The following is a 22316-nucleotide window of genomic DNA, read 5'->3' on the forward strand; positions in this document are numbered from 1 at the left end:
ATGGCTACCACTTCACTTGACCTGGCCAAGGTCCGCAACATCGGGATCATGGCCCACATCGACGCGGGCAAGACGACCACCACCGAGCGGATCCTGTTCTACACCGGCGTTTCGTACAAGATCGGTGAGGTCCACGACGGCGCCGCCACGATGGACTGGATGGAGCAGGAGCAGGAGCGTGGCATCACGATCACGTCTGCTGCGACCACCTGTCACTGGCCGCTTGAGGACAACGACTACACCATCAACATCATCGACACCCCCGGGCACGTCGACTTCACCGTAGAGGTGGAGCGTTCCCTGCGGGTGCTCGACGGTGCCGTGACGGTGTTCGACGGTGTCGCCGGTGTCGAGCCGCAGTCCGAGACGGTGTGGCGTCAGGCCGACCGTTACGGCGTGCCCCGCATCTGCTTCGTGAACAAGCTGGACCGTACCGGCGCCGAGTTCCACCGCTGTGTGGACATGATCAAGGACCGCCTCGGTGCGGTGCCGCTGATCATGCAGCTTCCGATCGGTGCCGAGATGGACTTCAAGGGCGTTGTGGACCTGGTCCGCATGAAGGCGCTCGTGTGGTCCGCCGAGGCGGCGAAGGGCGAGATGTACGACGTCGTCGACATCCCGGCCACGCACACCGAGGCCGCCGAGGAGTACCGCGGCAAGCTGGTCGAGGCCGTCGCGGAGAACGACGACGAGATCATGGAGCTGTTCCTGGAGGGCCAGGAGCCCACCGAGGAGCAGCTGTACGCCGCGATCCGCCGCGTCACCATCGCGTCCGGCAAGTCCAACGGCGTCACGGTCACCCCGGTGTTCTGTGGCACCGCGTTCAAGAACAAGGGCGTCCAGCCCCTGCTCGACGCGGTCGTGCGCTACCTGCCGACTCCGCTCGACGTCGAGGCCATCGAGGGCCACGACGTGAAGGACCCGGAGCTGGTCGTCAAGCGCAAGCCGTCCGAGGACGAGCCGCTGTCCGCCCTCGCGTTCAAGATCATGAGCGACCCGCACCTGGGCAAGCTCACCTTCGTCCGGGTCTACTCGGGCCGCCTGGAGACTGGCACCGCCGTGCTGAACTCCGTCAAGGGCAAGAAGGAGCGCATCGGCAAGATCTACCGCATGCACGCGAACAAGCGTGAGGAGATCGCGGCGGTGGGCGCCGGCGACATCGTCGCCGTGATGGGTCTGAAGCAGACCACGACCGGTGAGACGCTCTGTGACGACAAGAACCCGGTGATCCTGGAGTCCATGGACTTCCCGGCGCCGGTCATCCAGGTCGCCATCGAGCCGAAGTCCAAGGGTGACCAGGAGAAGCTGGGTGTAGCCATCCAGCGTCTCGCGGAGGAGGACCCCTCCTTCCAGGTTCACACCAACGAGGAGACCGGCCAGACCATCATCGGCGGCATGGGCGAACTGCACCTCGAGGTGCTGGTCGACCGTATGCGCCGTGAGTTCAAGGTCGAGGCCAACGTTGGTAAGCCGCAGGTCGCGTACCGTGAGACGATCCGCAAGGCCGTCGAGCGTGTGGACTACACCCACAAGAAGCAGACCGGTGGCACCGGCCAGTTCGCCAAGGTGCAGATCGCGATCGAGCCGCTCGAGGGTGGCGACACCTCGTACGAGTTCGTGAACAAGGTGACCGGTGGTCGTATCCCGAAGGAGTACATCCCTTCGGTGGACGCCGGTGCGCAGGAGGCCATGCAGTTCGGCATCCTCGCCGGGTACGAGATGACGGGCGTTCGCGTCACGCTTCTCGACGGTGCCTACCACGAGGTCGACTCCTCCGAGCTCGCGTTCAAGATCGCCGGTTCGCAGGCCTTCAAGGAGGCCGCCCGCAAGGCCAGCCCCGTGCTGCTCGAGCCCATGATGGCCGTCGAGGTCACCACGCCCGAGGACTACATGGGTGAGGTCATCGGCGACATCAACTCCCGCCGTGGTCAGATCCAGGCCATGGAGGAGCGGGCCGGTGCCCGCGTCGTGAAGGGCCTCGTGCCCCTCTCGGAGATGTTCGGCTACGTCGGAGACCTCCGCAGCAAGACCTCGGGTCGCGCAAGCTACTCGATGCAGTTCGACTCCTACGCCGAGGTTCCGCGGAACGTCGCCGAGGAGATCATCGCGAAGGCCAAGGGCGAGTAACGCACCCCGTTCCCACGCTTTAGGCTTGACACCGACCGCCGGGGCTCACCCGGCAAGGGAAAACCCCGGCGGGCGGCATCCCAGCAAAGATCACCCTGGCGCCGATGAGCAAGGCGTACCAGAACCACTCCACAGGAGGACCCAGTGGCGAAGGCGAAGTTCGAGCGGACTAAGCCGCACGTCAACATCGGCACCATCGGTCACATCGACCACGGTAAGACGACCCTCACGGCCGCCATTACCAAGGTGCTGCACGACGCGTTCCCGAACCTGAACGAGGCCTCGGCCTTCGACCAGATCGACAAGGCTCCTGAGGAGCGCCAGCGCGGTATCACGATCTCCATCGCGCACGTCGAGTACCAGACCGAGACGCGTCACTACGCCCACGTCGACTGCCCCGGTCACGCGGACTACATCAAGAACATGATCACGGGTGCGGCGCAGATGGACGGCGCCATCCTCGTGGTCGCCGCCACCGACGGTCCGATGCCGCAGACCAAGGAGCACGTGCTCCTGGCCCGCCAGGTCGGCGTGCCGTACATCGTTGTCGCCCTGAACAAGGCCGACATGGTGGACGACGAGGAGATCCTGGAGCTCGTCGAGCTCGAGGTCCGTGAGCTCCTCTCCGAGTACGAGTTCCCGGGCGACGACCTGCCGGTCGTCAAGGTCTCGGCGCTCAAGGCGCTCGAGGGCGACAAGGAGTGGGGCCAGTCGGTCCTGGACCTGATGGCCGCCGTCGACGAGGCGATCCCGACCCCCGAGCGTGACGTCGACAAGCCGTTCCTCATGCCCGTCGAGGACGTCTTCACGATCACCGGTCGCGGTACGGTCGTCACCGGCCGTATCGAGCGTGGTGTCCTGAAGGTCAACGAGACCGTTGACATCATCGGCATCAAGCAGGAGAAGACCACCACCACGGTCACCGGCATCGAGATGTTCCGCAAGCTGCTCGACGAGGGCCAGGCCGGTGAGAACGTCGGTCTGCTGCTTCGTGGCATCAAGCGCGAGGACGTCGAGCGCGGCCAGGTCATCATCAAGCCGGGCTCGGTCACCCCGCACACCGAGTTCGAGGCGCAGGCCTACATCCTGTCCAAGGACGAGGGTGGCCGCCACACGCCGTTCTTCAACAACTACCGTCCGCAGTTCTACTTCCGTACGACGGACGTGACCGGCGTCGTGACCCTCCCCGAGGGCACCGAGATGGTCATGCCGGGTGACAACACCGAGATGAAGGTGGAGCTCATCCAGCCCGTCGCCATGGAAGAGGGCCTGAAGTTCGCCATCCGTGAGGGTGGCCGGACGGTCGGCGCCGGCCAGGTCACCAAGATCAACAAGTAAGCTTGTTGACCTGACCTGGTAGCTCCAGCGCGAGCACCTGAAGGGGCCCGTACGACTTCGGTCGTGCGGGCCTCTTCGCTGTCCGTGGGCGCCTTCAGGACGCTTCCGGCACGGGTTGCGGGCCGAGTGCCAGGCACACGAGGACGGTCGCCCGGACGATGAGGCCCCCGAGCAGCGCGGCCAGCAGACCGTCGACATGGACGCCGTAGTCCATCCGCGAGCCCAGCCAGGAGACGAGGAGCCAGATCAGCGTGTCCTGGAGGAGGCCGATCGCGCCGTGGGTCAGCAGGGCGGTGGCGAGGGCCACTCCCAGGGAGGTGCCGACCATGCGTCTTCGCTTGTACATGGGCGTGATCATGAGGTCGGGCCGGCAGACGTGACAAGAGGCGTCACTGGATGTTCTGCAGTTGCGGATGGTCGTACGAGACCGTGCAGACGTAGAACTGAAGGGCGTGGTCCCGGCCGATGCGGAGCTCTGTGGGACCGGCCGGGGTGCGGTCGGTGTCCTCCAGCGGCCGCCGGCTTCGGCTGCCGCCGCCCCATTCGCCGCTGTCGACGGTGAGCAGGGGGCGCACGGCCGAGCCGCAGTCGGGGCAGGCCATGGGGAACGGGTCGGTGTAGCTCCAGGGGGCGTGGCCGGCGACCTTGCAGCCCGGGGCGACGCCGAGGTCGTACTGGTAGAAGAGCCCCTGCTCCTCCGCCCACGCCTCGACCCGGTCCGCCAGCTCCTCGGGCAGCTCGTGCGGTGCCGGGTACTCGGTGACCGTCTCGGGGTGCAGCACGGGGAGGAAGCGCTCGCTGCCCAGTACGGGGGTCCGCGGGGCCGGGACCGGATCGGTGACCTCGGCGGCGGTGCGCCGGCGCAGTGCGGCGCGGGGCATGTGACCCTCGTGGCCGAACGGGCACCACAGGAGTTGCAGGAGGTCGGTGCCGTCCGGGCGGGGGAGTCCGGGGACGTCGGTGGCGTACAGCTGGGCGACGGGCAGCAGGGGGAGCGGGCCGTCGAGCGAGATCGGCCTGGCCTCTTCGATGCGGTCGACGAGCGCGCGCTCCTGTGGAGTCAGCAGGGCGGCGCCCTCCTCGCGCGGCCTGCTCCAGGCCTCACGGAGGATCCGCCGTCGCAGCCGTACGTCCTCGGGTGTGTGACCGAGGACTGAGCTGACGGGGGCCACCATGGTCCGGGCAGGTGGGCCACGGCTCCTGGGCCGGCCACAGCAGGGGGCCGCCGATCGAGCTGTCCGCCGCGGTGGGGGACCCGGGGCGGGGGTGCAGTCGCACGGTCGTGCGGGCGAAGGGCGCGAGCTCGGGGAAGTGGGCGGCGACGTCGACCGGGCGGGGTGGGGTGGTGCGGGGCATGGGGCCGAGGCTATGTGCCGAACGTCCTTTGCGGGCAGGGGAGTTGCCGAGGGGCGTGCGTCAAGTGAAGTGTTGCGGAACGCCGGGAGACGTGCCGGCGAGGTTTCGGGCAACTCCGGGTCGCGATGGTGCGGAATGTTCTGGTCTGTTCTCTCTGGGGTGATGGCGACGGTCGTAGCGTGAGCGGCGGCCGGGAGCCGCCCGGACCGGGATTCCCTCGTGAGGACGGACTGACAGGTGCCGATGCGTGCTGCGGACGGCAGAACGACGATCCCGACGACGCGGGTGGCGGGCTTCGGCGGCGGGCTGCAGCAGCCGCTGCCCCCGCTCGTCGCGCCCGGAGGACGGCCGCCGCAGCCCGCCCGAGCGGGCCGCCGGGCCGTCGTACGAGAGCGGGTGGGCCGCCGGCTGTACGCCATCGACGGCATCCGGCTGCTCGCCGCCCTGATGGTCGCCGTGCACCACTTCGCCGGCACCAACCGCGTCAACCAGCGCGGCAACGCGATCTGGGACCGGCCGGTCTCCGAGATCATGCCCACGGTGTTCCGCTTCGCCTCCTACGGCTGGATCGGCGTCGAGATCTTCTTCGTGATCAGCGGCTTCGTGATCTGCATGTCCTGCTGGGGGCGCACGCCGCGGCAGTTCTTCGTGTCGCGGGTGATCCGGCTGTACCCGGCGTACTGGTTCGCGGTGCTGTTCACCACGGGCGTGCTGATGGCCGTACCGGGGGTGTGGGAGCGGCTGCGGCTGCGCGAGGTCCTGCTCAACCTCACGATGCTGCAGTCCGGTTCGGGCGTGGCCAACGTCGACGGCGTGTACTGGACACTCTGGTCCGAGCTGCGCTTCTACCTGCTGTTCCTGCTGGTGGTCGCCACCGGGCTGACGTACCGCAAGGTCGTGGTCTTCTGCTGTGTGTGGGGTGCGGCGGCGATGCTCGCACCGGTGTCCGAGTTCCCCCTGCTGGAGCTGGTCGCCAACCCGGAGGGCGCCTGGTACTTCATCGCGGGGCTCGCGCTGTACCTCATGCACCGCTTCGGCCAGGACCTGCTGCTGTGGGGCATCCTCACCATGGCGTGGCTGATGGGCCAGTTGGAGCTCGGGCACCGGATCGACGAGGTCGAGCATGTGTCCGGGTGGCGGGGAAGTGTCCTGATCTTCACGGTCTTCCTGCTGGCCATGGTGGCCATCGCCCTCGGCGCGACGGACCGCGTCCGCTGGAAGTGGCTGGTGACGGCCGGCGCACTGACGTATCCGCTGTACCTGATGCACTACGCCGCCGGTACGACGCTCATCAACCGCCTGCGGGACACCATGGACGCCCGGTTGCTGGTCGCCGTGGTGATCGCCGGTTTCCTGGTGCTGAGTTGGCTGGTGCACCGGGCTGTGGAACGGCCGGTCTCGCGGCTGCTCAAGAGCGGGCTGGACACGTCGTTCGCGCGGCTGCGGAACGCGGGGTCAGGGGGATAACCGGAGCAACTCGCCCCCGAATAGGCTGACTTCATGGGACTCCTCGACAAGCTGACCGGAACCAAGCACCCCGACGAAGGGGTCGCGCCGCGCTCGGCCGAGGAGGTGCGGACCGCCCTGCTCGGCCTCAACCGGCCGGATGCCCCGTACGTCATCCGCGACGGCGCTCCGGAGGACGCCGACCTGGTGGCGGAGTGGCGGGTGCGGGACCCCGCCTGGGAGAACTTCTTCGTCCGGTCGCAGCTGTCCCGCGCCGTCCGGATCCGGATGCGCCTCGTCCAGGACGGCCATGAGGTGCGCGTCCTCGAAGAGGGGTGGGAGGTCACCCGGGTCGGGAATCCGCCGAGGCTCGCGATCTCGAAGCAGTACACGCGCGGGCCTGACAGGACCGTCTCCCGCCGCTACACGGTCCAGCGTGGAGACAGCGGCAGCCTGGAAGCGACGGAGACGTTCCGCTTCGACAGCGGGGAGCTGCGCAACCCCTTGCGGGACGCCGTCCTCACGTCGGGCTGGACCTGGCGCAGCGTGGTCTTCGGCAAGCTGTGAGGCCGGCGGGGCCCTGACCGGTCCCTGCTCGCCCCGCTGGTTTGACCTGCGTCACGTGCGGGGTATTGTCTCCGGCTCGATTGGCCAGGCCCCTGCCCCATATGGCAGACTGTCGGAGTTGCTCGGTCGAGTGTTGATGCTGCGCGCCTCCCGCCGGGAGGACCGGAAGCGAGTCCCACAGTACTCGTCGCCCCAACTGCCACATGGCAGCGCTGGGGCGGACGTACGGGAATCTTTCGGGAAGTGTCAGTGCAGCGCCGGCCAGGCACCCGGTGGGTTTTTCACCCCTGGCTTGCGGTTCCGGAAGGGCCGTGCTTTCCCAGCAGGGAAGTTCCAGAGATGGGACCTCTGTGTCAGTGAGAGCGCGACACACCCGACCGCGTGGGTCGGAGGAGCGAAGTGTTCGGAACACCGGGTTCCAGAGCGTTAAACGAGAGACAGGACTACTAGTAGCCATGGCGGGACAGAAGATCCGCATCCGGCTCAAGGCCTACGACCACGAGGTCATCGATTCCTCGGCGAAGAAGATCGTCGAGACGGTGACGCGTACTGGTGCGTCGGTCGCGGGCCCGGTGCCGCTGCCCACTGAGAAGAACGTGTACTGCGTCATCAAGTCGCCGCACAAGTACAAGGACTCGCGCGAGCACTTCGAGATGCGCACGCACAAGCGCCTGATCGACATCCTCGACCCGACGCCCAAGACCGTTGACTCTCTGATGCGACTCGACCTCCCGGCCGGTGTCGACATCGAGATCAAGCTCTAGGGGTCGGTGATCTGAGAATGGCTAAGCAGATCAAGGGCATCCTGGGCGAGAAGCTCGGCATGACGCAGGTGTGGGACGAGAACAACCGTGTTGTTCCCGTCACCGTCGTCAAGGCCGGCCCCAACGTCGTGACCCAGGTCCGTACGAATGACTCCGACGGCTACGAGTCGGTCCAGATCGCCTTCGGCGAGATCGACCCGCGCAAGGTGAACAAGCCCCTCAAGGGTCACTTCGCCAAGGCCGACGTCACTCCCCGCCGCCACCTCGTCGAGATCCGTACCGCTGACGCCAGCGAGTACACCCTCGGCCAGGAGATCACCGCCGAGGTGTTCGAGGCCGGCATCAAGGTCGACGTGACCGGCAAGAGCAAGGGCAAGGGCTTCGCCGGTGTCATGAAGCGTCACAACTTCAAGGGCCTCGGCGCCGGTCACGGCACCCAGCGCAAGCACCGCTCCCCCGGTTCCATCGGTGGCTGTGCCACCCCCGGCCGTGTCTTCAAGGGTATGCGCATGGCGGGCCGCATGGGCAACGAGCGGGTCACCACCCAGAACCTGACCGTCCACGCTGTTGACGCGGAGAAGGGACTGCTCCTCATCAAGGGAGCCATCCCCGGTCCGAACGGCGGCCTCGTCCTGGTCCGCACCGCGGCCAAGGGGGCCTGAGGTACCGATGAGCACTGTTGACATCCTTTCGCCTGCAGGCGAGAAGACCGGAAGCGTCGAGCTCCCCGCGGAGATCTTCGGCGTGGAGAAGATCAGCATCCCGCTGATCCACCAGGTCGTCGTCGCGCAGAACGCCGCTGCCCGCCAGGGCACGCACAAGACCAAGCGTCGCGGTGAAGTCCGTGGTGGCGGCAAGAAGCCGTACCGCCAGAAGGGCACCGGTCGCGCCCGCCAGGGTTCGACCCGCGCGCCGCAGTTCGCCGGCGGTGGCGTCGTCCACGGCCCGCAGCCGCGTGACTACTCGCAGCGGACCCCGAAGAAGATGAAGGCTGCCGCTCTGCGTCACGCCCTCACCGACCGGGCCCGCCACAACCGCATCCACGTCGTCACCGGCGTGATCGAGGGCGAGAACCCCTCCACGAAGGCCGCCAGGACGCTGTTCGGCAAGATCTCGGAGCGTAAGAACGTGCTCCTGGTCATCGACCGCGCCGACGAGGCCGCGTGGCTCTCCGCCCGCAACCTGCCCCAGGTCCACATCCTGGAGCCGGGCCAGCTGAACACGTACGACGTGATCGTCTCCGACGACGTGGTCTTCACCCAGGCCGCTTTCGAGTCCTTCGTGTCCGGCCCGCAGGCCACCGACACCGAAGGGAGCGAGGCCTGATGGCTACGCGTCACCCGAGCATCGCCTCGAAGGCCGCCAAGGCCAAGAAGGTCGCGCGCGTCGCCAAGGCGCGCCGCCACGAGGCCGAAGGCAAGAACACCGTCGTCACACCGGTGAGCAAGTCGTTCACGGACCACCGTGACATCCTGCTCAAGCCGGTCGTGTCCGAGAAGAGCTACGCGCTTCTCGACGAGGGCAAGTACACGTTCATCGTCGCCCCGGGCGCCAACAAGACCCAGATCAAGCAGGCCGTCCAGGCGGTCTTCTCGGTCAAGGTCACCGGGGTCAACACGATCAACCGCCAGGGCAAGCGCAAGCGCACCAAGACCGGCTTCGGTCAGCGCGCCGGCTCCAAGCGCGCGATTGTGACCCTCGCTGAGGGCGACCGTATCGACATCTTCGGCGGTCCGACCGCCTGACGGCGGTCCGGATCGTCCGATATCGGACGAGGACTGAGAAATGGGAATCCGCAAGTACAAGCCGACTACGCCGGGCCGTCGTGGCTCCAGCGTCGCCGACTTCGTCGAGGTCACGCGGTCCACGCCGGAGAAGTCGCTGGTTCGCCCGCTGCACAGCAAGGGCGGCCGTAACAATTCCGGTCGTGTGACCGTTCGCCACCAGGGTGGCGGACACAAGCGCGCCTACCGAGTGATCGACTTCCGTCGTCACGACAAGGACGGCGTGCCGGCGAAGGTCGCGCACATCGAGTACGACCCCAACCGCACCGCGCGCATCGCGCTGCTGCACTACGCCGACGGCGAGAAGCGCTACATCCTCGCCCCGCGCAACCTGCAGCAGGGTGACCGCGTCGAGAACGGTCCCGGGGCCGACATCAAGCCGGGCAACAACCTGGCGCTCCGCAACATCCCGGTCGGTACCACGATCCACGCGATCGAGATCCGTCCCGGTGGCGGCGCCAAGTTCGCCCGCTCCGCCGGCGCCTCGGTGCAGCTGCTGGCGAAGGAGGGCACGATGGCCCACCTTCGTATGCCCTCCGGTGAGATCCGCCTGGTCGACCAGCGCTGCCGCGCCACGGTCGGCGAGGTCGGCAACGCCGAGCAGAGCAACATCAACTGGGGCAAGGCCGGCCGCAAGCGCTGGCTGGGCGTCCGCCCGACCGTTCGCGGTGTGGCGATGAACCCGGTTGACCACCCGCACGGTGGTGGTGAGGGCAAGACCTCCGGTGGTCGCCACCCGGTCTCCCCGTGGGGTCAGAAGGAGGGTCGTACTCGTTCGCCGAAGAAGGCTTCGAACAAGTACATCGTCCGCCGCCGCAAGACGAACAAGAAGCGCTAGGAGCGGGTTTAGATGCCGCGCAGTCTCAAGAAGGGGCCCTTCGTCGACGACCACCTGATCAAGAAGGTGGACGTCCAGAACGAAGCGGGTTCCAAGAACGTCATCAAGACCTGGTCCCGTCGCTCGATGATCGTCCCGGCCATGCTGGGCCACACGATCGCGGTGCACAACGGCAAGACCCACATTCCGGTGTTTGTCACCGAGTCGATGGTCGGCCACAAGCTCGGCGAGTTCTCGCCGACGCGCACCTTCCGGGGTCACGTCAAGGACGACCGGAAGTCGAAGCGCCGCTAACGCGGGGTGGAATGACCATGACAGACACTGGAAGGACAACCATGGAAGCCAGGGCCCAGGCGCGGTACATCCGCGTTACGCCCATGAAGGCCCGCCGAGTGGTGGACCTTATCCGTGGCATGGACGCCACGGAGGCTCAGGCGGTCCTGCGTTTCGCCCCGCAGGCCGCGAGCGTGCCGGTCGGCAAGGTGCTTGACAGCGCCATTGCCAACGCCGCACACAACTACGACCACACCGACGCCGACAGCCTCGTCATCTCCGAGGCGTACGTCGACGAGGGTCCGACCCTGAAGCGGTTCCGTCCGCGTGCCCAGGGCCGCGCCTACCGGATCCGCAAGCGGACCAGCCACATCACCGTGGTCGTCAGCAGCAAGGAAGGAACCCGGTAATGGGCCAGAAGGTTAACCCGCATGGGTTCCGGCTCGGCATCACCACGGACTTCAAGTCCCGTTGGTACGCCGACAAGCTGTACAAGGACTACGTCAAGGAAGACGTCGCCATCCGTCGGATGATGACGTCCGGCATGGAGCGCGCCGGCATCTCCAAGGTGGAGATCGAGCGCACCCGTGACCGCGTCCGTGTGGACATCCACACGGCCCGTCCGGGCATCGTCATCGGCCGCCGTGGCGCCGAGGCCGACCGCATCCGCGGTGACCTCGAGAAGCTCACGGGCAAGCAGGTCCAGCTGAACATCCTCGAGGTCAAGAGCCCCGAGACCGACGCTCAGCTGGTTGCCCAGGCCGTTGCTGAGCAGCTCTCCTCCCGCGTCTCCTTCCGTCGCGCCATGCGTAAGAGCATGCAGGGCACGATGAAGGCCGGCGCCAAGGGCATCAAGATCCAGTGCGGTGGCCGCCTCGGTGGCGCCGAGATGTCCCGTTCGGAGTTCTACCGCGAGGGCCGTGTGCCCCTGCACACGCTCCGCGCGAACGTGGACTACGGCTTCTTCGAGGCCAAGACGACCTTCGGCCGCATCGGCGTGAAGGTCTGGATCTACAAGGGCGACGTCAAGAACATCGCCGAGGTCCGCGCCGAGAACGCTGCTGCCCGCGCCGGCAACCGCCCGGCCCGTGGTGGCGGCGGCGCCGACCGCCCGGCCCGTGGTGGCCGTGGTGGCGAGCGTGGCGGTCGCGGTCGCAAGCCGCAGCAGGCTCCCGCTGCCGAGGCCCCCAAGGCCGACGCTCCGGCTGCCGCTCCGGCTGAGAGCACCGGAACGGAGGCCTGACCGAAATGCTGATCCCCCGACGGGTCAAGCACCGCAAGCAGCACCACCCGAAGCGCCGTGGCCAGGCCAAGGGCGGTACGACGGTCGCGTTCGGCGAGTACGGCATTCAGGCCCTCACGCCGGCGTACGTGACCAACCGCCAGATCGAGGCGGCCCGTATCGCGATGACCCGCCACATCAAGCGTGGTGGCAAGGTCTGGATCAACATCTACCCGGACCGCCCGCTCACGAAGAAGCCTGCTGAGACCCGCATGGGTTCCGGTAAGGGTTCGCCTGAGTGGTGGATCGCGAACGTGCACCCGGGCCGGGTCATGTTCGAGCTGTCCTACCCCAACGAGAAGATCGCCCGTGAGGCCCTGACTCGCGCAGCCCACAAGCTGCCGATGAAGTGCCGGATCGTCAAGCGCGAGGCAGGTGAAGCGTGATGTCGGCCGGTACCAAGGCGTCCGAGCTGCGCGAACTGGGTGACGAGGAGCTTCTCGCGAAGCTCCGCGAAGCCAAGGAAGAGCTGTTCAACCTCCGCTTCCAGGCGGCGACGGGTCAGCTCGAGAACCACGGTCGGCTGAAGGCCGTCCGTAAGGACATCGCGCGGATCTACACCCTGATGCGTGAGCGCGAGCTGGGCATCGAGACGGTGGAGAGCGCCTGATGAGTGAGAACAACGTGACTGAGCAGACTGCAGAGGCCCGCGGCTTCCGCAAGACCCGTGAGGGTCTCGTCGTCAGCGACAAGATGGACAAGACCGTCGTCGTCGCCGTCGAGGACCGCGTCAAGCACGCGCTGTACGGCAAGGTCATCCGCCGTACGAACAAGCTCAAGGCACACGACGAGCAGAACGCTGCCGGCGTCGGCGACCGCGTCCTCCTGATGGAGACGCGTCCGCTGTCCGCCACGAAGCGCTGGCGCATCGTCGAGATCCTCGAGAAGGCCAAGTAAATCTCCTGCGGGCATCCCCGCAGGACAGTTCCGCCAGGCTCGGCAGGGGCTCCACCTCGTAACGAGGCGGCCCCTGCCGGGAACCGGCAGACAAACAGGAGATAGACGTGATCCAGCAGGAGTCGCGACTGCGTGTCGCCGACAACACTGGTGCGAAGGAAATCCTTTGCATCCGTGTGCTCGGTGGCTCCGGTCGCCGCTACGCGGGCATCGGTGACGTCATCGTCGCCACCGTCAAGGACGCGATCCCCGGTGGCAACGTGAAGAAGGGTGACGTCATCAAGGCGGTCATCGTTCGCACCGTCAAGGAGCGCCGCCGTCCGGACGGCTCGTACATCCGCTTCGACGAGAACGCCGCCGTCATTCTCAAGAACGACGGCGACCCTCGCGGCACCCGTATCTTCGGCCCGGTGGGTCGTGAGCTGCGCGAGAAGAAGTTCATGAAGATCATCTCTCTCGCGCCGGAGGTGCTGTAAGCATGAAGATCAAGAAGGGCGACCTGGTCCAGGTCATCACCGGTAAGGACAAGGGCAAGCAGGGCAAGGTCATCGCGGCCTTCCCCCGTGAGGACCGTGTCCTGGTCGAGGGTGTCAACCGGGTCAAGAAGCACACCAAGGCCGGCCCGACCGCCAAGGGTTCGCAGGCCGGTGGCATCGTCACGACCGAGGCCCCTGTTCACGTGAGCAACGTTCAGCTCGTCGTGGAGAAGGACGGCAACAAGGTCGTCACGCGTGTCGGTTACCGCTTCGACGAAGAGGGCAACAAGGTTCGCGTTGCCAAGCGGACGGGTGAGGACATCTGATGACGACCACCACCACTCCGCGTCTGAAGACGAGGTACCGCGAGGAGATCGCGGGCAAGCTGCGTGACGAGTTCAAGTACGAGAACGTCATGCAGATCCCCGGTCTCGTCAAGATCGTGGTCAACATGGGTGTCGGCGACGCCGCCCGTGACTCGAAGCTCATGGACGGTGCCGTCCGTGACCTGACCACCATCACCGGTCAGAAGCCGGCCATCACCAAGGCCCGCAAGTCCATCGCGCAGTTCAAGCTGCGTGAGGGTCAGCCGATCGGTGCCCACGTCACGCTTCGTGGCGACCGCATGTGGGAGTTCCTGGACCGCACCCTGTCGCTGGCGCTCCCGCGCATCCGCGACTTCCGCGGCCTGTCTCCCAAGCAGTTCGACGGTCGTGGCAACTACACCTTCGGTCTCACCGAGCAGGTCATGTTCCACGAGATCGACCAGGACAAGATCGACCGCGTCCGGGGTATGGACATCACCGTGGTCACCACGGCGACCAACGACGCTGAGGGCCGTGCGCTCCTTCGTCACCTCGGCTTCCCCTTCAAGGAGGCGTGAGCGAGATGGCGAAGAAGGCTCTGATTGCCAAGGCTGCTCGTAAGCCCAAGTTCGGAGTACGTGGCTACACGCGCTGCCAGCGCTGTGGTCGTCCGCACTCCGTGTACCGCAAGTTCGGCCTGTGCCGCGTGTGCCTTCGTGAGATGGCTCACCGTGGCGAGCTGCCGGGCGTGACCAAGAGCTCCTGGTAGTCCCGTACTTCGGGATGTCAGGAACTCTCGGTAAGTAAAGGGCGGTGTCAGGTGCCCACCCCTTCGTGGCTTAGGCTAGGAGGGTTGGGCGCCTGGACGCCCATACGACTTACTACGCCGTAGGTCCACCGCGCCGCACCCGCCCCGTCTCGGATCGGGGAGAGGGATGGCGCACCAGGAAACCCCGGCGAGAGAGGCCGAAGGCCAATTCATGACCATGACTGATCCGATCGCAGACATGCTTACGCGTCTGCGGAACGCGAACTCGGCATACCACGACTCCGTGACGATGCCGGCATCGAAGATCAAGTCGCACATCGCGGAGATCCTCCAGCAGGAGGGCTTCATCACGGGCTGGAAGATCGAGGACGCCGAGGTCGGCAAGAACCTCGTCCTCGAGCTGAAGTTCGGCCCGAACCGTGAGCGCTCCATCGCGGGCATCAAGCGGATCTCCAAGCCCGGTCTCCGGGTGTACGCGAAGTCCACCAACCTGCCGAAGGTGCTGGGCGGCCTGGGCGTGGCGATCATCTCCACGTCGCACGGGCTCCTCACCGACAAGCAGGCCGGCAAGAAGGGCGTAGGCGGAGAAGTTCTCGCCTACGTCTGGTAGCGGAAGGGAACGGAGGAAACAGCTATGTCGCGCATTGGCAAGCTCCCCATCACGGTTCCCGCCGGCGTGGACGTCACCATCGACGGCCGTACGGTTTCGGTCAAGGGCCCCAAGGGTTCCCTGAGCCACACCGTCGCTGCGCCGATCGACATCGCCAAGGGTGAGGACGGCGTGCTCAACGTCACCCGCCCCAACGACGAGCGTCAGAACAAGGCCCTGCACGGCCTGTCCCGCACGCTGGTGGCGAACATGATCACCGGCGTGACCCAGGGTTACGTGAAGAAGCTCGAGATCAGCGGTGTCGGTTACCGCGTACAGGCCAAGGGATCGAACCTCGAGTTCGCTCTGGGCTACAGCCACCCGATCACCGTCGAGGCGCCCGAGGGAATCACCTTCAAGGTGGAGAACCCGACCCGCTTCCAGGTCGAGGGCATCGACAAGCAGAAGGTCGGCGAGGTTGCGGCCAACATCCGCAAGCTGCGCAAGCCCGACCCGTACAAGGCCAAGGGTGTCAAGTACGAGGGCGAAGTCATCCGCCGCAAGGTCGGAAAGGCGGGTAAGTAAGCCATGGCATACGGACAGAAGATCCTCAAGGGCGACGCCTACAAGCGCGCCGCGATCAAGCGCCGCCACATCCGGATCCGCAAGTCGATCAACGGTACGGCGGAGCGTCCTCGTCTGGTCGTGACCCGCTCGAACCGCCACATCGTGGCCCAGGTGATCGACGACCTCAAGGGTCACACCCTTGCGTCGGCGTCCACCCTGGACACCTCGATCCGCGGAGCGGAGGGCGACAAGTCCGCGCAGGCCAAGCAGGTCGGCGCCCTGGTCGCCGAGCGCGCCAAGGCCGCCGGTGTCGAGGCTGTCGTATTCGACCGTGGAGGCAACCAGTACGCCGGGCGCATCGCTGCGCTGGCGGACGCCGCCCGCGAAGCCGGACTGAAGTTCTGAGCCGGTTCCGTAGCTAGCGGAAACAGAGAGAGGTAATTCCAATGGCTGGACCCCAGCGCCGCGGTGGCGGTGCCGGTGGCGGCGAGCGGCGGGACCGGAAGGGTCGCGACGGTGGCGCTTCTGCTGCCGAGAAGACCGCGTACGTTGAGCGCGTTGTCGCGATCAACCGCGTCGCCAAGGTTGTGAAGGGTGGTCGTCGCTTCAGCTTCACCGCGCTGGTCGTGGTGGGCGATGGTGACGGCACCGTGGGTGTCGGTTACGGCAAGGCCAAGGAGGTGCCGGCCGCCATCGCCAAGGGTGTTGAGGAGGCCAAGAAGCACTTCTTCAAGGTCCCCCGTATCCAGGGCACCATCCCGCACCCGATCACGGGTGAGAAGGCTGCCGGCGTCGTGCTGCTCAAGCCCGCGTCTCCGGGTACCGGCGTTATCGCCGGTGGTCCGGTGCGTGCCGTGCTCGAGTGCGCCGGTATCCACGACATCCTGTCGAAGTCGCTCGGCTCGTCGAACGCGATCAACATCGTGCACGCGACCGTGGCGGCCCTGAAGGGCCTGCAGCGTCCCGAGGAGGTCGCGGCCCGCCGCGGTCTGCCGCTCGAGGACGTCGCTCCCGCGGCTCTGCTGCGTGCGCGTGCCGGGGCTGGTGCTGCGTAATGGCTCAGCTCAAGATCACGCAGACGAAGTCGTACATCGGCAGCAAGCAGAACCACCGTGACACCCTGCGCTCCCTTGGTCTCAAGGGGATCAACACGCAGGTCGTCAAGGAGGATCGTCCCGAGTTCCGCGGCATGGTGCACACCGTCCGCCACCTCGTGACGGTCGAGGAGGTCGACTGATCATGGCGGAGAACAACCCGCTCAAGATCCACAACCTCCGTCCCGCCCCGGGCGCCAAGACCGCCAAGACCCGTGTGGGTCGTGGTGAGGCGTCGAAGGGTAAGACGGCAGGTCGTGGTACCAAGGGCACGAAGGCCCGCTACCAGGTTCCGGCGCGCTTCGAGGGTGGCCAGATGCCCCTCCACATGCGTCTCCCGAAGCTCAAGGGCTTCAAGAACCCGTTCAAGACCGAGTTCCAGGTCGTGAACCTCGACAAGCTGGGCGAGCTGTACCCGGAGGGTGGCGAGGTCACCGTCGAGGGTCTCGTCGCCAAGGGTGCCGTTCGCAAGAACAGCCTCGTCAAGGTCCTCGGCCAGGGCGAGATCTCCGTGGCGCTGCAGGTGACGGTCGACGCCGTCTCCGGCTCCGCCAAGGAGAAGATCACCGCTGCCGGCGGTACCGTCACCGAGCTCGTCTGATTCCCTCGGACGTCTCGCTGACTTGAACGATCCCGACCGGGGATACCTCTTTTGTGGGTATCCCCGGCCGAAAAAGGCCCGCCGATATTTCGGCGGGCCTTTTTCATATGAGGCGTGTCATGAGACGTGTCACCGCACGCGTCTCCGCACAGTTCGGCCGCTTTCGTAGAGGTGATTGATGCGAAATGCGGGGGTGTGTGAGGAAGAGACGATTCCTGGCCGTGGCGGAGAGCCGCTCCCGGGCGACCGTCGTCGGGTTCGTCCGCTTCTTGCAAGGGGGTCGGCACTGTTAGAGTCCTGTGGTCCATCCATAGCTAGTGGTGACAGGTGTCTGTCTCCCTCAGCACTGTTGGGCGACCGTCTACTGGCTTTCAATGCCTTGTCAACGACTAGCCTCCCTGCTCTGCGTGCGGGGGGCGCAGGAGGCTCCGTGCTCACCGCGTTCGCCCGGGCGTTCAGGACGCCCGACCTGCGCAAGAAGCTGCTCTTCACGCTCGGCATCATCGTGGTCTACCGAGTCGGCACGCATGTGCCGATCCCGGGTGTCGACTACAAGAACGTACAGACCTGCATCGACCAGGCCAGCGCGAACCAGGGTCTGTTCGGGCTGGTCAACATGTTCAGTGGTGGCGCGCTGCTGCAGATCACGATTTTTGCGCTCGGCATCATGCCGTACATCACGGCGAGCATCATCCTGCAGCTGTTGACCGTCGTGATCCCGCGCCTGGAGGCCCTCAAGAAAGAGGGACAGGCCGGTACCGCGAAGATCACGCAGTACACCCGCTATCTGACGGTGGCGCTCGCCGTCCTGCAGGGCACCGGCCTGGTGGCCACCGCCCGCAGCGGTGCGCTCTTCAGCGGTTGCCCGGTCGCGACCTCGATCGTGCCGGACCGCTCGATCTTCACCACGATGACCATGGTCATCACCATGACCGCCGGCACGGCCGTCGTCATGTGGCTCGGTGAGATCATCACCGACCGCGGTATCGGCAACGGCATGTCGATCCTCATGTTCATCTCGATCGCCGCGACCTTCCCGTCCGCGCTGTGGGCCATCAAGCAGCAGGGCTCGCTGGCCGGCGGCTGGATCGAGTTCGGCACGGTGATCCTGGTCGGCCTGGTCATGGTCGGCCTGGTGGTCTTCGTCGAGCAGGCCCAGCGCCGTATCCCGGTGCAGTACGCGAAGCGGATGATCGGCCGCCGTTCCTACGGCGGTACCTCGACCTACATCCCGCTGAAGGTCAACCAGGCGGGTGTGATCCCGGTCATCTTCGCGTCGTCGCTGCTCTACATCCCGGCGTTGATCGTGCAGTTCGCCGGATCCACTGCGGGCTGGGCGACCTGGATCGAGAAGAACCTCGCGGATACGGCGGCCACGCCGCACATCATCCTGTACTTCTTCCTCATCGTGTTCTTCGCCTTCTTCTACGTGGCTATCTCGTTCAACCCCGAGGAAGTCGCCGACAACATGAAGAAGTATGGTGGCTTCATCCCGGGCATCCGGGCTGGCCGACCGACCGCTGAGTACCTGTCCTACGTACTCAACCGGATCACCTGGCCGGGTTCGCTGTACTTGGGGCTGATCGCTCTCGTGCCGACGATGGCGTTGGCTGGTTTCGGGGCAAACCAGAACTTCCCGTTCGGCGGGACCAGCATCCTGATCATCGTGGGTGTGGGTCTCGAGACGGTGAAGCAGATCGAGAGTCAGCTTCAGCAGCGCAATTACGAAGGGTTCCTCCGCTGATGCGTATCGTCCTCGTCGGGCCGCCGGGTGCCGGTAAGGGAACGCAGGCCGCGTTCCTCGCCCAGAACCTGTCGATCCCGCACATCTCCACGGGCGACCTGTTCCGGGCCAACATCAGCCAGCAGACGGAACTCGGCAAACTGGCGAAGTCCTACATGGACGCGGGCAACCTGGTCCCGGACGAGGTCACCATCGGGATGGCCAAGGACCGCATGGAGAAGCCGGACGCCGAGAACGGCTTCCTTCTCGACGGCTTCCCGCGGAACGTGTCGCAGGCCGAGGCGCTGGACGAGATGCTGCAGGACGAGGACATGAAGCTCGACGGGGTCCTGGACCTCGAGGTCCCCGAGGAAGAGGTCGTCAAGCGCATCGCCGGCCGTCGTATCTGCCGTAACGACTCGGCGCACGTCTTCCACGTGTCGTACAAGGCGCCGAAGCAGGACGGCGTCTGTGACGTCTGCGGCGGCGAGCTCTACCAGCGCGACGACGACTCCGAGGAGACCGTCCGCAAGCGGCTGGAGGTCTACCACACGCAGACCGAGCCGATCATCGACTACTACAAGGCGCAGGGCCTGGTGGTCACGATCTCGGCGCTCGGCAAGGTGGAGGACGTCACCGCGCGGGCCATGGAGGCCCTGAAGCGCGAGGACGCCGCGTAGCCGTTCTCCGTACATCCTTCTTCATACGTGCTTCATACGTGTCGCCGTAGCCGCGGTTCCCTTCCCAGGGGGCCGCGGCTGCTGCGTGGGTGCACGTATCGTTGAAGGCGCCCGTCACACCCCCGGTCCGAGAAAGGCCCCCGCCCCCATGGTGCAGATCAAGACCCCCGAGCAGATCGCCAAGATGCGTGAGGCGGGGCTGGTCGTGGCCGCCATCCACGCGGCGACGCGTGAGGCCGCGGTGCCCGGGGCCACGACGAAGGACCTGGACCAGGTCGCGCGCAAGGTGCTCGCGGAGCACGACGCGAAGCCGAACTTCCTCGGGTACGGCGGCTTCCCCGCGACGATCTGCACCTCGGTGAACGAGGTCGTGGTCCACGGCATCCCGTCCGACGAGGTCGTCCTCAAGGACGGCGACATCATCTCCATCGACTGCGGCGCGATCATCGACGGCTGGCACGGCGACGCCGCGTACACCGCCTTCGTGGGCTCCGGACACGCTCCGGAGCTCATCGAGCTCTCCCGGGTCACCGAGGAGTCGATGTGGGCCGGCATCGCGGCCATGAAGCAGGGCAACCGGCTCGTGGACGTCTCCAAGGCCATCGAGACGTACATCCGCCGCCAGCCGAAGGCAGGCGGCGGTCGCTACGGCATCATCGAGGACTACGGCGGCCATGGCATCGGCACCGAGATGCACATGGACCCGCACCTGCTGAACTACGTCGACCGGCGCCGCGGCAAGGGCCCCAAGCTGGTCCCCGGCTTCTGCCTCGCCATCGAGCCGATGGTCTCCCTGGGCACCCCGAAGACCGAGGTCCTCCAGGACGACTGGACGGTCATCACCACCGACGGCACCTGGTCCTCCCACTGGGAGCACTCCGTCGCCCTCACGGAGCAGGGACCGCTGGTCCTGACGGCTCCGGACGGCGGTAAGGCGAAGCTCGCGGAGCACGGGATCACGGCGGCGCCGGACCCGCTGGTCTGAGCGCGTTCCGGGATGCCCGACGCGCGCTTAGAGATCTCCCGCTCGGGGCAGACTCTCTCGATTCGTCATTCCGGGTGCGCTGACGTAGACTGACTCGTCGGCTCTCGTGCACCCGCATGTCCGCATGCGCCCGTAAGGGACGCAAAGGGAGTCGATCAAGGTAGTCGATTCGAAGGGCGAAGCGTGGCCAAGAAGCAAGGTGCCATCGAGATCGAGGGCACTGTCGTCGAGTCTCTTCCGAACGCCATGTTCAAGGTCGAGCTCCAGAACGGCCACCAGGTCCTGGCGCACATCAGCGGCAAGATGCGTATGCACTACATCCGTATCCTCCCTGACGACCGGGTCGTGGTGGAGCTGTCTCCGTACGACCTGACGCGTGGCCGGATCGTCTACCGGTACAAGTAGATCTTGCCTTTGCCCCGCTCCGGCGGGGTGGTGGCACTGACCCGGAGAACCTCACCCCATGAAGGTCAAGCCGAGCGTCAAGAAGATCTGCGACAAGTGCAGGGTGATCCGCCGTCACGGTCGGGTCATGGTCATCTGCGAGAACCCGCGCCACAAGCAGCGCCAGGGCTGACGCACGACCCACCCTCTGCTCTCCGCAGAACTTCGCGCGACGCGAGCTGAACATGTTCATACGCAGGACCCAGGCATCGCGAGCGATCGCCTGATACCCCCGGTTCGGAGGCCGGGGACCCAGTTCGTACCAAATCTTCGAATAGAAGAGGCCGGCGGCTGGGAGTCGGTTCTGTGGAAGACCTCCGAAGATCAACTGGAGCCATTGAATGGCACGCGTTTCCGGTGTTGACATCCCGCGCGAAAAGCGTGTGGAGGTCGCCCTGACCTACGTGTTCGGCATCGGCCGGACCCTTTCCCAGCTCACGCTGGCCGAGACCGGCATCAACCCGAACACCCGGGTTCGCGACCTCTCCGAGGAGGAGCTGGTCGCGATCCGCGAGTACGTCGACAACAACATCAAGACCGAGGGTGACCTCCGTCGCGAGGTCCAGGCCGACATCCGCCGCAAGGTGGAGATCGGCTGCTACCAGGGTCTCCGTCACCGTCGCGGTCTGCCTGTCCGCGGTCAGCGCACCAGCACGAACGCCCGCACCCGCAAGGGCCCGCGTCGCGCCATCGCCGGTAAGAAGAAGCCGGGCAAGAAGTAGTCCTCAGCGGACGCTTGAACAAGCGGTCTTCGCTGTAGGACCGACCACCTCCCGTAGGAGTTATAGATGCCCCCCAAGGGTCGTCAGGGCGCTGCCAAGAAGGTGCGCCGCAAGGAAAAGAAGAACGTCGCTCACGGCCACGCGCACATCAAGAGCACGTTCAACAACACGATCGTCTCGATCACGGACCCCTCGGGCAACGTGATCTCCTGGGCCTCCGCCGGCCACGTCGGCTTCAAGGGCTCGCGCAAGTCGACGCCCTTCGCCGCGCAGATGGCCGCCGAGTCGGCCGCCCGCCGCGCGCAGGAGCACGGCATGCGCAAGGTCGACGTCTTCGTGAAGGGCCCGGGCTCCGGTCGCGAGACCGCGATCCGCTCCCTCCAGGCCACCGGCCTCGAGGTCGGCTCCATCCAGGACGTCACCCCCACCCCGCACAACGGCTGCCGTCCGCCCAAGCGCCGTCGCGTCTGAGGCTCGGTTGTCTTGAGGTTGCGGGCGGTACGGCTCTTCGGAGGCGTGCCGCCCGTACCCTTGCAGAAGTATCAACATCGGGCTACCGCCCGGTGGGCAGGGCGTCAAATAGCGGGCGCCCATGACCGAAGGATCACCACATGCTGATTGCTCAGCGTCCGTCCTTGACCGAAGAGGTCGTCGACGAGTTCCGCTCCCGGTTCGTGATCGAGCCGCTG

The 22316-nt window shown here is 66.2% G+C and carries 34 protein-coding genes; 32 read left to right on the plus strand and 2 right to left on the minus strand.

Translation table 11 applies throughout. The annotated features are described in order from the left end of the window. Together fusA and tuf are read left to right on the plus strand one after the other, a co-directional pair. Positions 1 to 2127 carry an elongation factor G gene (fusA, locus tag AC5P09_RS18420; RefSeq protein ID WP_493874946.1) on the plus strand — a complete coding sequence of 709 codons (2127 nt, stop codon included), beginning with the start codon at positions 1 to 3 and terminating at the stop codon, positions 2125 to 2127. 144 nt (positions 2128 to 2271) lie between these two features. Next, positions 2272 to 3465 carry an elongation factor Tu gene (gene tuf, locus AC5P09_RS18425; RefSeq protein WP_307676736.1) on the plus strand — a complete coding sequence of 398 codons (1194 nt, stop codon included), beginning with the start codon at positions 2272 to 2274 and terminating at the stop codon, positions 3463 to 3465. Positions 3466 to 3559: 94 nt separating this feature from the next. On the opposite strand, the gene AC5P09_RS18430 is transcribed toward tuf, so the two are convergent. Then, on the minus strand, positions 3560 to 3811 hold the full coding sequence (locus tag AC5P09_RS18430; RefSeq protein WP_493874947.1) for a hypothetical protein: 252 nt from the start codon (positions 3809 to 3811) through the stop codon (positions 3560 to 3562). Between the two features lie 43 nt (positions 3812 to 3854). Next, the gene (locus tag AC5P09_RS18435; RefSeq protein ID WP_493874948.1) at positions 3855 to 4640 is read right to left on the minus strand and encodes a hypothetical protein; all 786 of its coding nucleotides are present in this window, start codon (positions 4638 to 4640) and stop codon (positions 3855 to 3857) included. Positions 4641 to 5064: 424 nt separating this feature from the next. On the opposite strand from AC5P09_RS18435, the gene AC5P09_RS18440 reads away from it, so the two are divergent. The 30 genes from AC5P09_RS18440 (at position 5065) to rpsK (ending at position 22098) form a co-directional block, all read left to right on the plus strand. Beyond that, positions 5065 to 6288 (plus strand): acyltransferase family protein, encoded by a 1224-nt coding sequence (locus tag AC5P09_RS18440; protein WP_493874949.1) that lies wholly within the window; start codon positions 5065 to 5067, stop codon positions 6286 to 6288. Positions 6289 to 6321: 33 nt separating this feature from the next. Next, entirely contained in the window at positions 6322 to 6834 is a 513-nt protein-coding gene (locus tag AC5P09_RS18445) for a hypothetical protein (RefSeq protein WP_493874950.1), read from the plus strand. Positions 6835 to 7289: 455 nt separating this feature from the next. Next, a complete protein-coding gene (gene rpsJ / locus AC5P09_RS18450) occupies positions 7290 to 7598 on the plus strand; it encodes a 30S ribosomal protein S10 (RefSeq protein WP_003948644.1) in 309 nt (102 codons plus the stop codon). Positions 7599 to 7615: 17 nt separating this feature from the next. Then, a complete protein-coding gene (gene rplC, locus AC5P09_RS18455; protein WP_217237700.1) occupies positions 7616 to 8260 on the plus strand; it encodes a 50S ribosomal protein L3 in 645 nt (214 codons plus the stop codon). Positions 8261 to 8267: 7 nt separating this feature from the next. After that, a complete protein-coding gene (gene rplD / locus AC5P09_RS18460; RefSeq protein ID WP_307676743.1) occupies positions 8268 to 8924 on the plus strand; it encodes a 50S ribosomal protein L4 in 657 nt (218 codons plus the stop codon). Next, entirely contained in the window at positions 8924 to 9343 is a 420-nt protein-coding gene (gene rplW, locus AC5P09_RS18465) for a 50S ribosomal protein L23 (protein ID WP_030039756.1), read from the plus strand. The genes rplD and rplW overlap by 1 nt, the downstream gene beginning before the upstream one ends. A 40-nt stretch (positions 9344 to 9383) precedes the next feature. After that, a complete protein-coding gene (gene rplB / locus AC5P09_RS18470; protein WP_097285858.1) occupies positions 9384 to 10220 on the plus strand; it encodes a 50S ribosomal protein L2 in 837 nt (278 codons plus the stop codon). A gap of 12 nt (positions 10221 to 10232) precedes the next feature. After that, entirely contained in the window at positions 10233 to 10514 is a 282-nt protein-coding gene (gene rpsS, locus AC5P09_RS18475; RefSeq protein WP_030619138.1) for a 30S ribosomal protein S19, read from the plus strand. Positions 10515 to 10555: 41 nt separating this feature from the next. Continuing rightward, complete coding sequence (gene rplV, locus AC5P09_RS18480) at positions 10556 to 10903, plus strand: 50S ribosomal protein L22 (protein ID WP_030619142.1); 348 nt, start codon at positions 10556 to 10558, stop codon at positions 10901 to 10903. Then, entirely contained in the window at positions 10903 to 11736 is an 834-nt protein-coding gene (rpsC, locus tag AC5P09_RS18485) for a 30S ribosomal protein S3 (RefSeq protein ID WP_217237697.1), read from the plus strand. Before rplV ends, rpsC begins: the two co-directional genes overlap by 1 nt. Positions 11737 to 11741: 5 nt before the next feature. Then, entirely contained in the window at positions 11742 to 12161 is a 420-nt protein-coding gene (rplP, locus tag AC5P09_RS18490) for a 50S ribosomal protein L16 (RefSeq protein ID WP_004927269.1), read from the plus strand. After that, a complete protein-coding gene (rpmC, locus tag AC5P09_RS18495; RefSeq protein ID WP_003998824.1) occupies positions 12161 to 12385 on the plus strand; it encodes a 50S ribosomal protein L29 in 225 nt (74 codons plus the stop codon). Before rplP ends, rpmC begins: the two co-directional genes overlap by 1 nt. After that, a complete protein-coding gene (rpsQ, locus tag AC5P09_RS18500; RefSeq protein ID WP_010354232.1) occupies positions 12385 to 12672 on the plus strand; it encodes a 30S ribosomal protein S17 in 288 nt (95 codons plus the stop codon). Before rpmC ends, rpsQ begins: the two co-directional genes overlap by 1 nt. Before the next feature lie 107 nt (positions 12673 to 12779). Then, the gene (gene rplN, locus AC5P09_RS18505; protein ID WP_003992364.1) at positions 12780 to 13148 is read left to right on the plus strand and encodes a 50S ribosomal protein L14; all 369 of its coding nucleotides are present in this window, start codon (positions 12780 to 12782) and stop codon (positions 13146 to 13148) included. 2 nt (positions 13149 to 13150) lie between these two features. Next, positions 13151 to 13474: a 50S ribosomal protein L24 gene (gene rplX / locus AC5P09_RS18510; RefSeq protein ID WP_329338029.1), complete on the plus strand. Its 324-nt coding sequence runs from the start codon at positions 13151 to 13153 to the stop codon at positions 13472 to 13474. Further along, complete coding sequence (rplE, locus tag AC5P09_RS18515) at positions 13474 to 14031, plus strand: 50S ribosomal protein L5 (RefSeq protein ID WP_307676744.1); 558 nt, start codon at positions 13474 to 13476, stop codon at positions 14029 to 14031. The genes rplX and rplE overlap by 1 nt, the downstream gene beginning before the upstream one ends. Positions 14032 to 14036: 5 nt before the next feature. Next, the gene (locus AC5P09_RS18520; protein WP_003948630.1) at positions 14037 to 14222 is read left to right on the plus strand and encodes a type Z 30S ribosomal protein S14; all 186 of its coding nucleotides are present in this window, start codon (positions 14037 to 14039) and stop codon (positions 14220 to 14222) included. A 211-nt stretch (positions 14223 to 14433) separates the two neighbouring features. Continuing rightward, positions 14434 to 14832 carry a 30S ribosomal protein S8 gene (gene rpsH / locus AC5P09_RS18525; protein WP_007494756.1) on the plus strand — a complete coding sequence of 133 codons (399 nt, stop codon included), beginning with the start codon at positions 14434 to 14436 and terminating at the stop codon, positions 14830 to 14832. A gap of 24 nt (positions 14833 to 14856) precedes the next feature. Next, the gene (rplF, locus tag AC5P09_RS18530) at positions 14857 to 15396 is read left to right on the plus strand and encodes a 50S ribosomal protein L6 (protein WP_217237694.1); all 540 of its coding nucleotides are present in this window, start codon (positions 14857 to 14859) and stop codon (positions 15394 to 15396) included. A gap of 3 nt (positions 15397 to 15399) precedes the next feature. Next, positions 15400 to 15783: a 50S ribosomal protein L18 gene (rplR, locus tag AC5P09_RS18535; RefSeq protein WP_053753923.1), complete on the plus strand. Its 384-nt coding sequence runs from the start codon at positions 15400 to 15402 to the stop codon at positions 15781 to 15783. A 41-nt stretch (positions 15784 to 15824) separates the two neighbouring features. After that, on the plus strand, positions 15825 to 16433 hold the full coding sequence (rpsE, locus tag AC5P09_RS18540) for a 30S ribosomal protein S5 (protein ID WP_307676745.1): 609 nt from the start codon (positions 15825 to 15827) through the stop codon (positions 16431 to 16433). Next, positions 16433 to 16615, plus strand: coding sequence for a 50S ribosomal protein L30 (rpmD, locus tag AC5P09_RS18545; RefSeq protein ID WP_005481207.1), 183 nt, complete (start codon positions 16433 to 16435; stop codon positions 16613 to 16615). The genes rpsE and rpmD overlap by 1 nt, the downstream gene beginning before the upstream one ends. A gap of 2 nt (positions 16616 to 16617) precedes the next feature. Further along, positions 16618 to 17073, plus strand: coding sequence for a 50S ribosomal protein L15 (gene rplO / locus AC5P09_RS18550; RefSeq protein ID WP_493874951.1), 456 nt, complete (start codon positions 16618 to 16620; stop codon positions 17071 to 17073). Positions 17074 to 17503: 430 nt separating this feature from the next. Beyond that, complete coding sequence (gene secY, locus AC5P09_RS18555) at positions 17504 to 18817, plus strand: preprotein translocase subunit SecY (protein WP_493874952.1); 1314 nt, start codon at positions 17504 to 17506, stop codon at positions 18815 to 18817. Next, on the plus strand, positions 18817 to 19476 hold the full coding sequence (locus AC5P09_RS18560; RefSeq protein ID WP_493874953.1) for an adenylate kinase: 660 nt from the start codon (positions 18817 to 18819) through the stop codon (positions 19474 to 19476). Before secY ends, AC5P09_RS18560 begins: the two co-directional genes overlap by 1 nt. 148 nt (positions 19477 to 19624) lie before the next feature. Further along, positions 19625 to 20461, plus strand: coding sequence for a type I methionyl aminopeptidase (gene map / locus AC5P09_RS18565; protein ID WP_493874954.1), 837 nt, complete (start codon positions 19625 to 19627; stop codon positions 20459 to 20461). Positions 20462 to 20644: 183 nt separating this feature from the next. Continuing rightward, a complete protein-coding gene (infA, locus tag AC5P09_RS18570) occupies positions 20645 to 20866 on the plus strand; it encodes a translation initiation factor IF-1 (protein ID WP_003948620.1) in 222 nt (73 codons plus the stop codon). 58 nt (positions 20867 to 20924) lie between these two features. Further along, positions 20925 to 21038 (plus strand): 50S ribosomal protein L36, encoded by a 114-nt coding sequence (gene rpmJ / locus AC5P09_RS18575; protein ID WP_003998809.1) that lies wholly within the window; start codon positions 20925 to 20927, stop codon positions 21036 to 21038. 208 nt (positions 21039 to 21246) lie between these two features. Further along, entirely contained in the window at positions 21247 to 21627 is a 381-nt protein-coding gene (rpsM, locus tag AC5P09_RS18580; RefSeq protein WP_266435005.1) for a 30S ribosomal protein S13, read from the plus strand. A gap of 66 nt (positions 21628 to 21693) precedes the next feature. Further along, positions 21694 to 22098, plus strand: coding sequence for a 30S ribosomal protein S11 (gene rpsK, locus AC5P09_RS18585; protein ID WP_003956432.1), 405 nt, complete (start codon positions 21694 to 21696; stop codon positions 22096 to 22098). The last annotated feature ends 218 nt before the right edge of the window (positions 22099 to 22316 follow it).

Source organism: Streptomyces sp. a15 (assembly GCF_059026085.1).

Coding starts and splice junctions, on each gene's coding strand:
- fusA (WP_493874946.1), top strand. CDS start 1: ATGGCTACCACTTCACTTGACCTGGCCAAGGTCCGCAACATCGGGATC.
- AC5P09_RS18430 (WP_493874947.1), bottom strand. CDS start 3,811: ATGTACAAGCGAAGACGCATGGTCGGCACCTCCCTGGGAGTGGCCCTC.
- AC5P09_RS18435 (WP_493874948.1), bottom strand. CDS start 4,640: ATGGTGGCCCCCGTCAGCTCAGTCCTCGGTCACACACCCGAGGACGTA.
- AC5P09_RS18440 (WP_493874949.1), top strand. CDS start 5,065: ATGCGTGCTGCGGACGGCAGAACGACGATCCCGACGACGCGGGTGGCG.
- AC5P09_RS18445 (WP_493874950.1), top strand. CDS start 6,322: ATGGGACTCCTCGACAAGCTGACCGGAACCAAGCACCCCGACGAAGGG.
- rpsJ (WP_003948644.1), top strand. CDS start 7,290: ATGGCGGGACAGAAGATCCGCATCCGGCTCAAGGCCTACGACCACGAG.
- rplC (WP_217237700.1), top strand. CDS start 7,616: ATGGCTAAGCAGATCAAGGGCATCCTGGGCGAGAAGCTCGGCATGACG.
- rplD (WP_307676743.1), top strand. CDS start 8,268: ATGAGCACTGTTGACATCCTTTCGCCTGCAGGCGAGAAGACCGGAAGC.
- rplW (WP_030039756.1), top strand. CDS start 8,924: ATGGCTACGCGTCACCCGAGCATCGCCTCGAAGGCCGCCAAGGCCAAG.
- rplB (WP_097285858.1), top strand. CDS start 9,384: ATGGGAATCCGCAAGTACAAGCCGACTACGCCGGGCCGTCGTGGCTCC.
- rpsS (WP_030619138.1), top strand. CDS start 10,233: ATGCCGCGCAGTCTCAAGAAGGGGCCCTTCGTCGACGACCACCTGATC.
- rplV (WP_030619142.1), top strand. CDS start 10,556: ATGGAAGCCAGGGCCCAGGCGCGGTACATCCGCGTTACGCCCATGAAG.
- rpsC (WP_217237697.1), top strand. CDS start 10,903: ATGGGCCAGAAGGTTAACCCGCATGGGTTCCGGCTCGGCATCACCACG.
- rplP (WP_004927269.1), top strand. CDS start 11,742: ATGCTGATCCCCCGACGGGTCAAGCACCGCAAGCAGCACCACCCGAAG.
- rpmC (WP_003998824.1), top strand. CDS start 12,161: ATGTCGGCCGGTACCAAGGCGTCCGAGCTGCGCGAACTGGGTGACGAG.
- rpsQ (WP_010354232.1), top strand. CDS start 12,385: ATGAGTGAGAACAACGTGACTGAGCAGACTGCAGAGGCCCGCGGCTTC.
- rplX (WP_329338029.1), top strand. CDS start 13,151: ATGAAGATCAAGAAGGGCGACCTGGTCCAGGTCATCACCGGTAAGGAC.
- rplE (WP_307676744.1), top strand. CDS start 13,474: ATGACGACCACCACCACTCCGCGTCTGAAGACGAGGTACCGCGAGGAG.
- AC5P09_RS18520 (WP_003948630.1), top strand. CDS start 14,037: ATGGCGAAGAAGGCTCTGATTGCCAAGGCTGCTCGTAAGCCCAAGTTC.
- rpsH (WP_007494756.1), top strand. CDS start 14,434: ATGACCATGACTGATCCGATCGCAGACATGCTTACGCGTCTGCGGAAC.
- rplF (WP_217237694.1), top strand. CDS start 14,857: ATGTCGCGCATTGGCAAGCTCCCCATCACGGTTCCCGCCGGCGTGGAC.
- rplR (WP_053753923.1), top strand. CDS start 15,400: ATGGCATACGGACAGAAGATCCTCAAGGGCGACGCCTACAAGCGCGCC.
- rpsE (WP_307676745.1), top strand. CDS start 15,825: ATGGCTGGACCCCAGCGCCGCGGTGGCGGTGCCGGTGGCGGCGAGCGG.
- rpmD (WP_005481207.1), top strand. CDS start 16,433: ATGGCTCAGCTCAAGATCACGCAGACGAAGTCGTACATCGGCAGCAAG.
- rplO (WP_493874951.1), top strand. CDS start 16,618: ATGGCGGAGAACAACCCGCTCAAGATCCACAACCTCCGTCCCGCCCCG.
- AC5P09_RS18560 (WP_493874953.1), top strand. CDS start 18,817: ATGCGTATCGTCCTCGTCGGGCCGCCGGGTGCCGGTAAGGGAACGCAG.
- map (WP_493874954.1), top strand. CDS start 19,625: ATGGTGCAGATCAAGACCCCCGAGCAGATCGCCAAGATGCGTGAGGCG.
- rpmJ (WP_003998809.1), top strand. CDS start 20,925: ATGAAGGTCAAGCCGAGCGTCAAGAAGATCTGCGACAAGTGCAGGGTG.
- rpsM (WP_266435005.1), top strand. CDS start 21,247: ATGGCACGCGTTTCCGGTGTTGACATCCCGCGCGAAAAGCGTGTGGAG.
- rpsK (WP_003956432.1), top strand. CDS start 21,694: ATGCCCCCCAAGGGTCGTCAGGGCGCTGCCAAGAAGGTGCGCCGCAAG.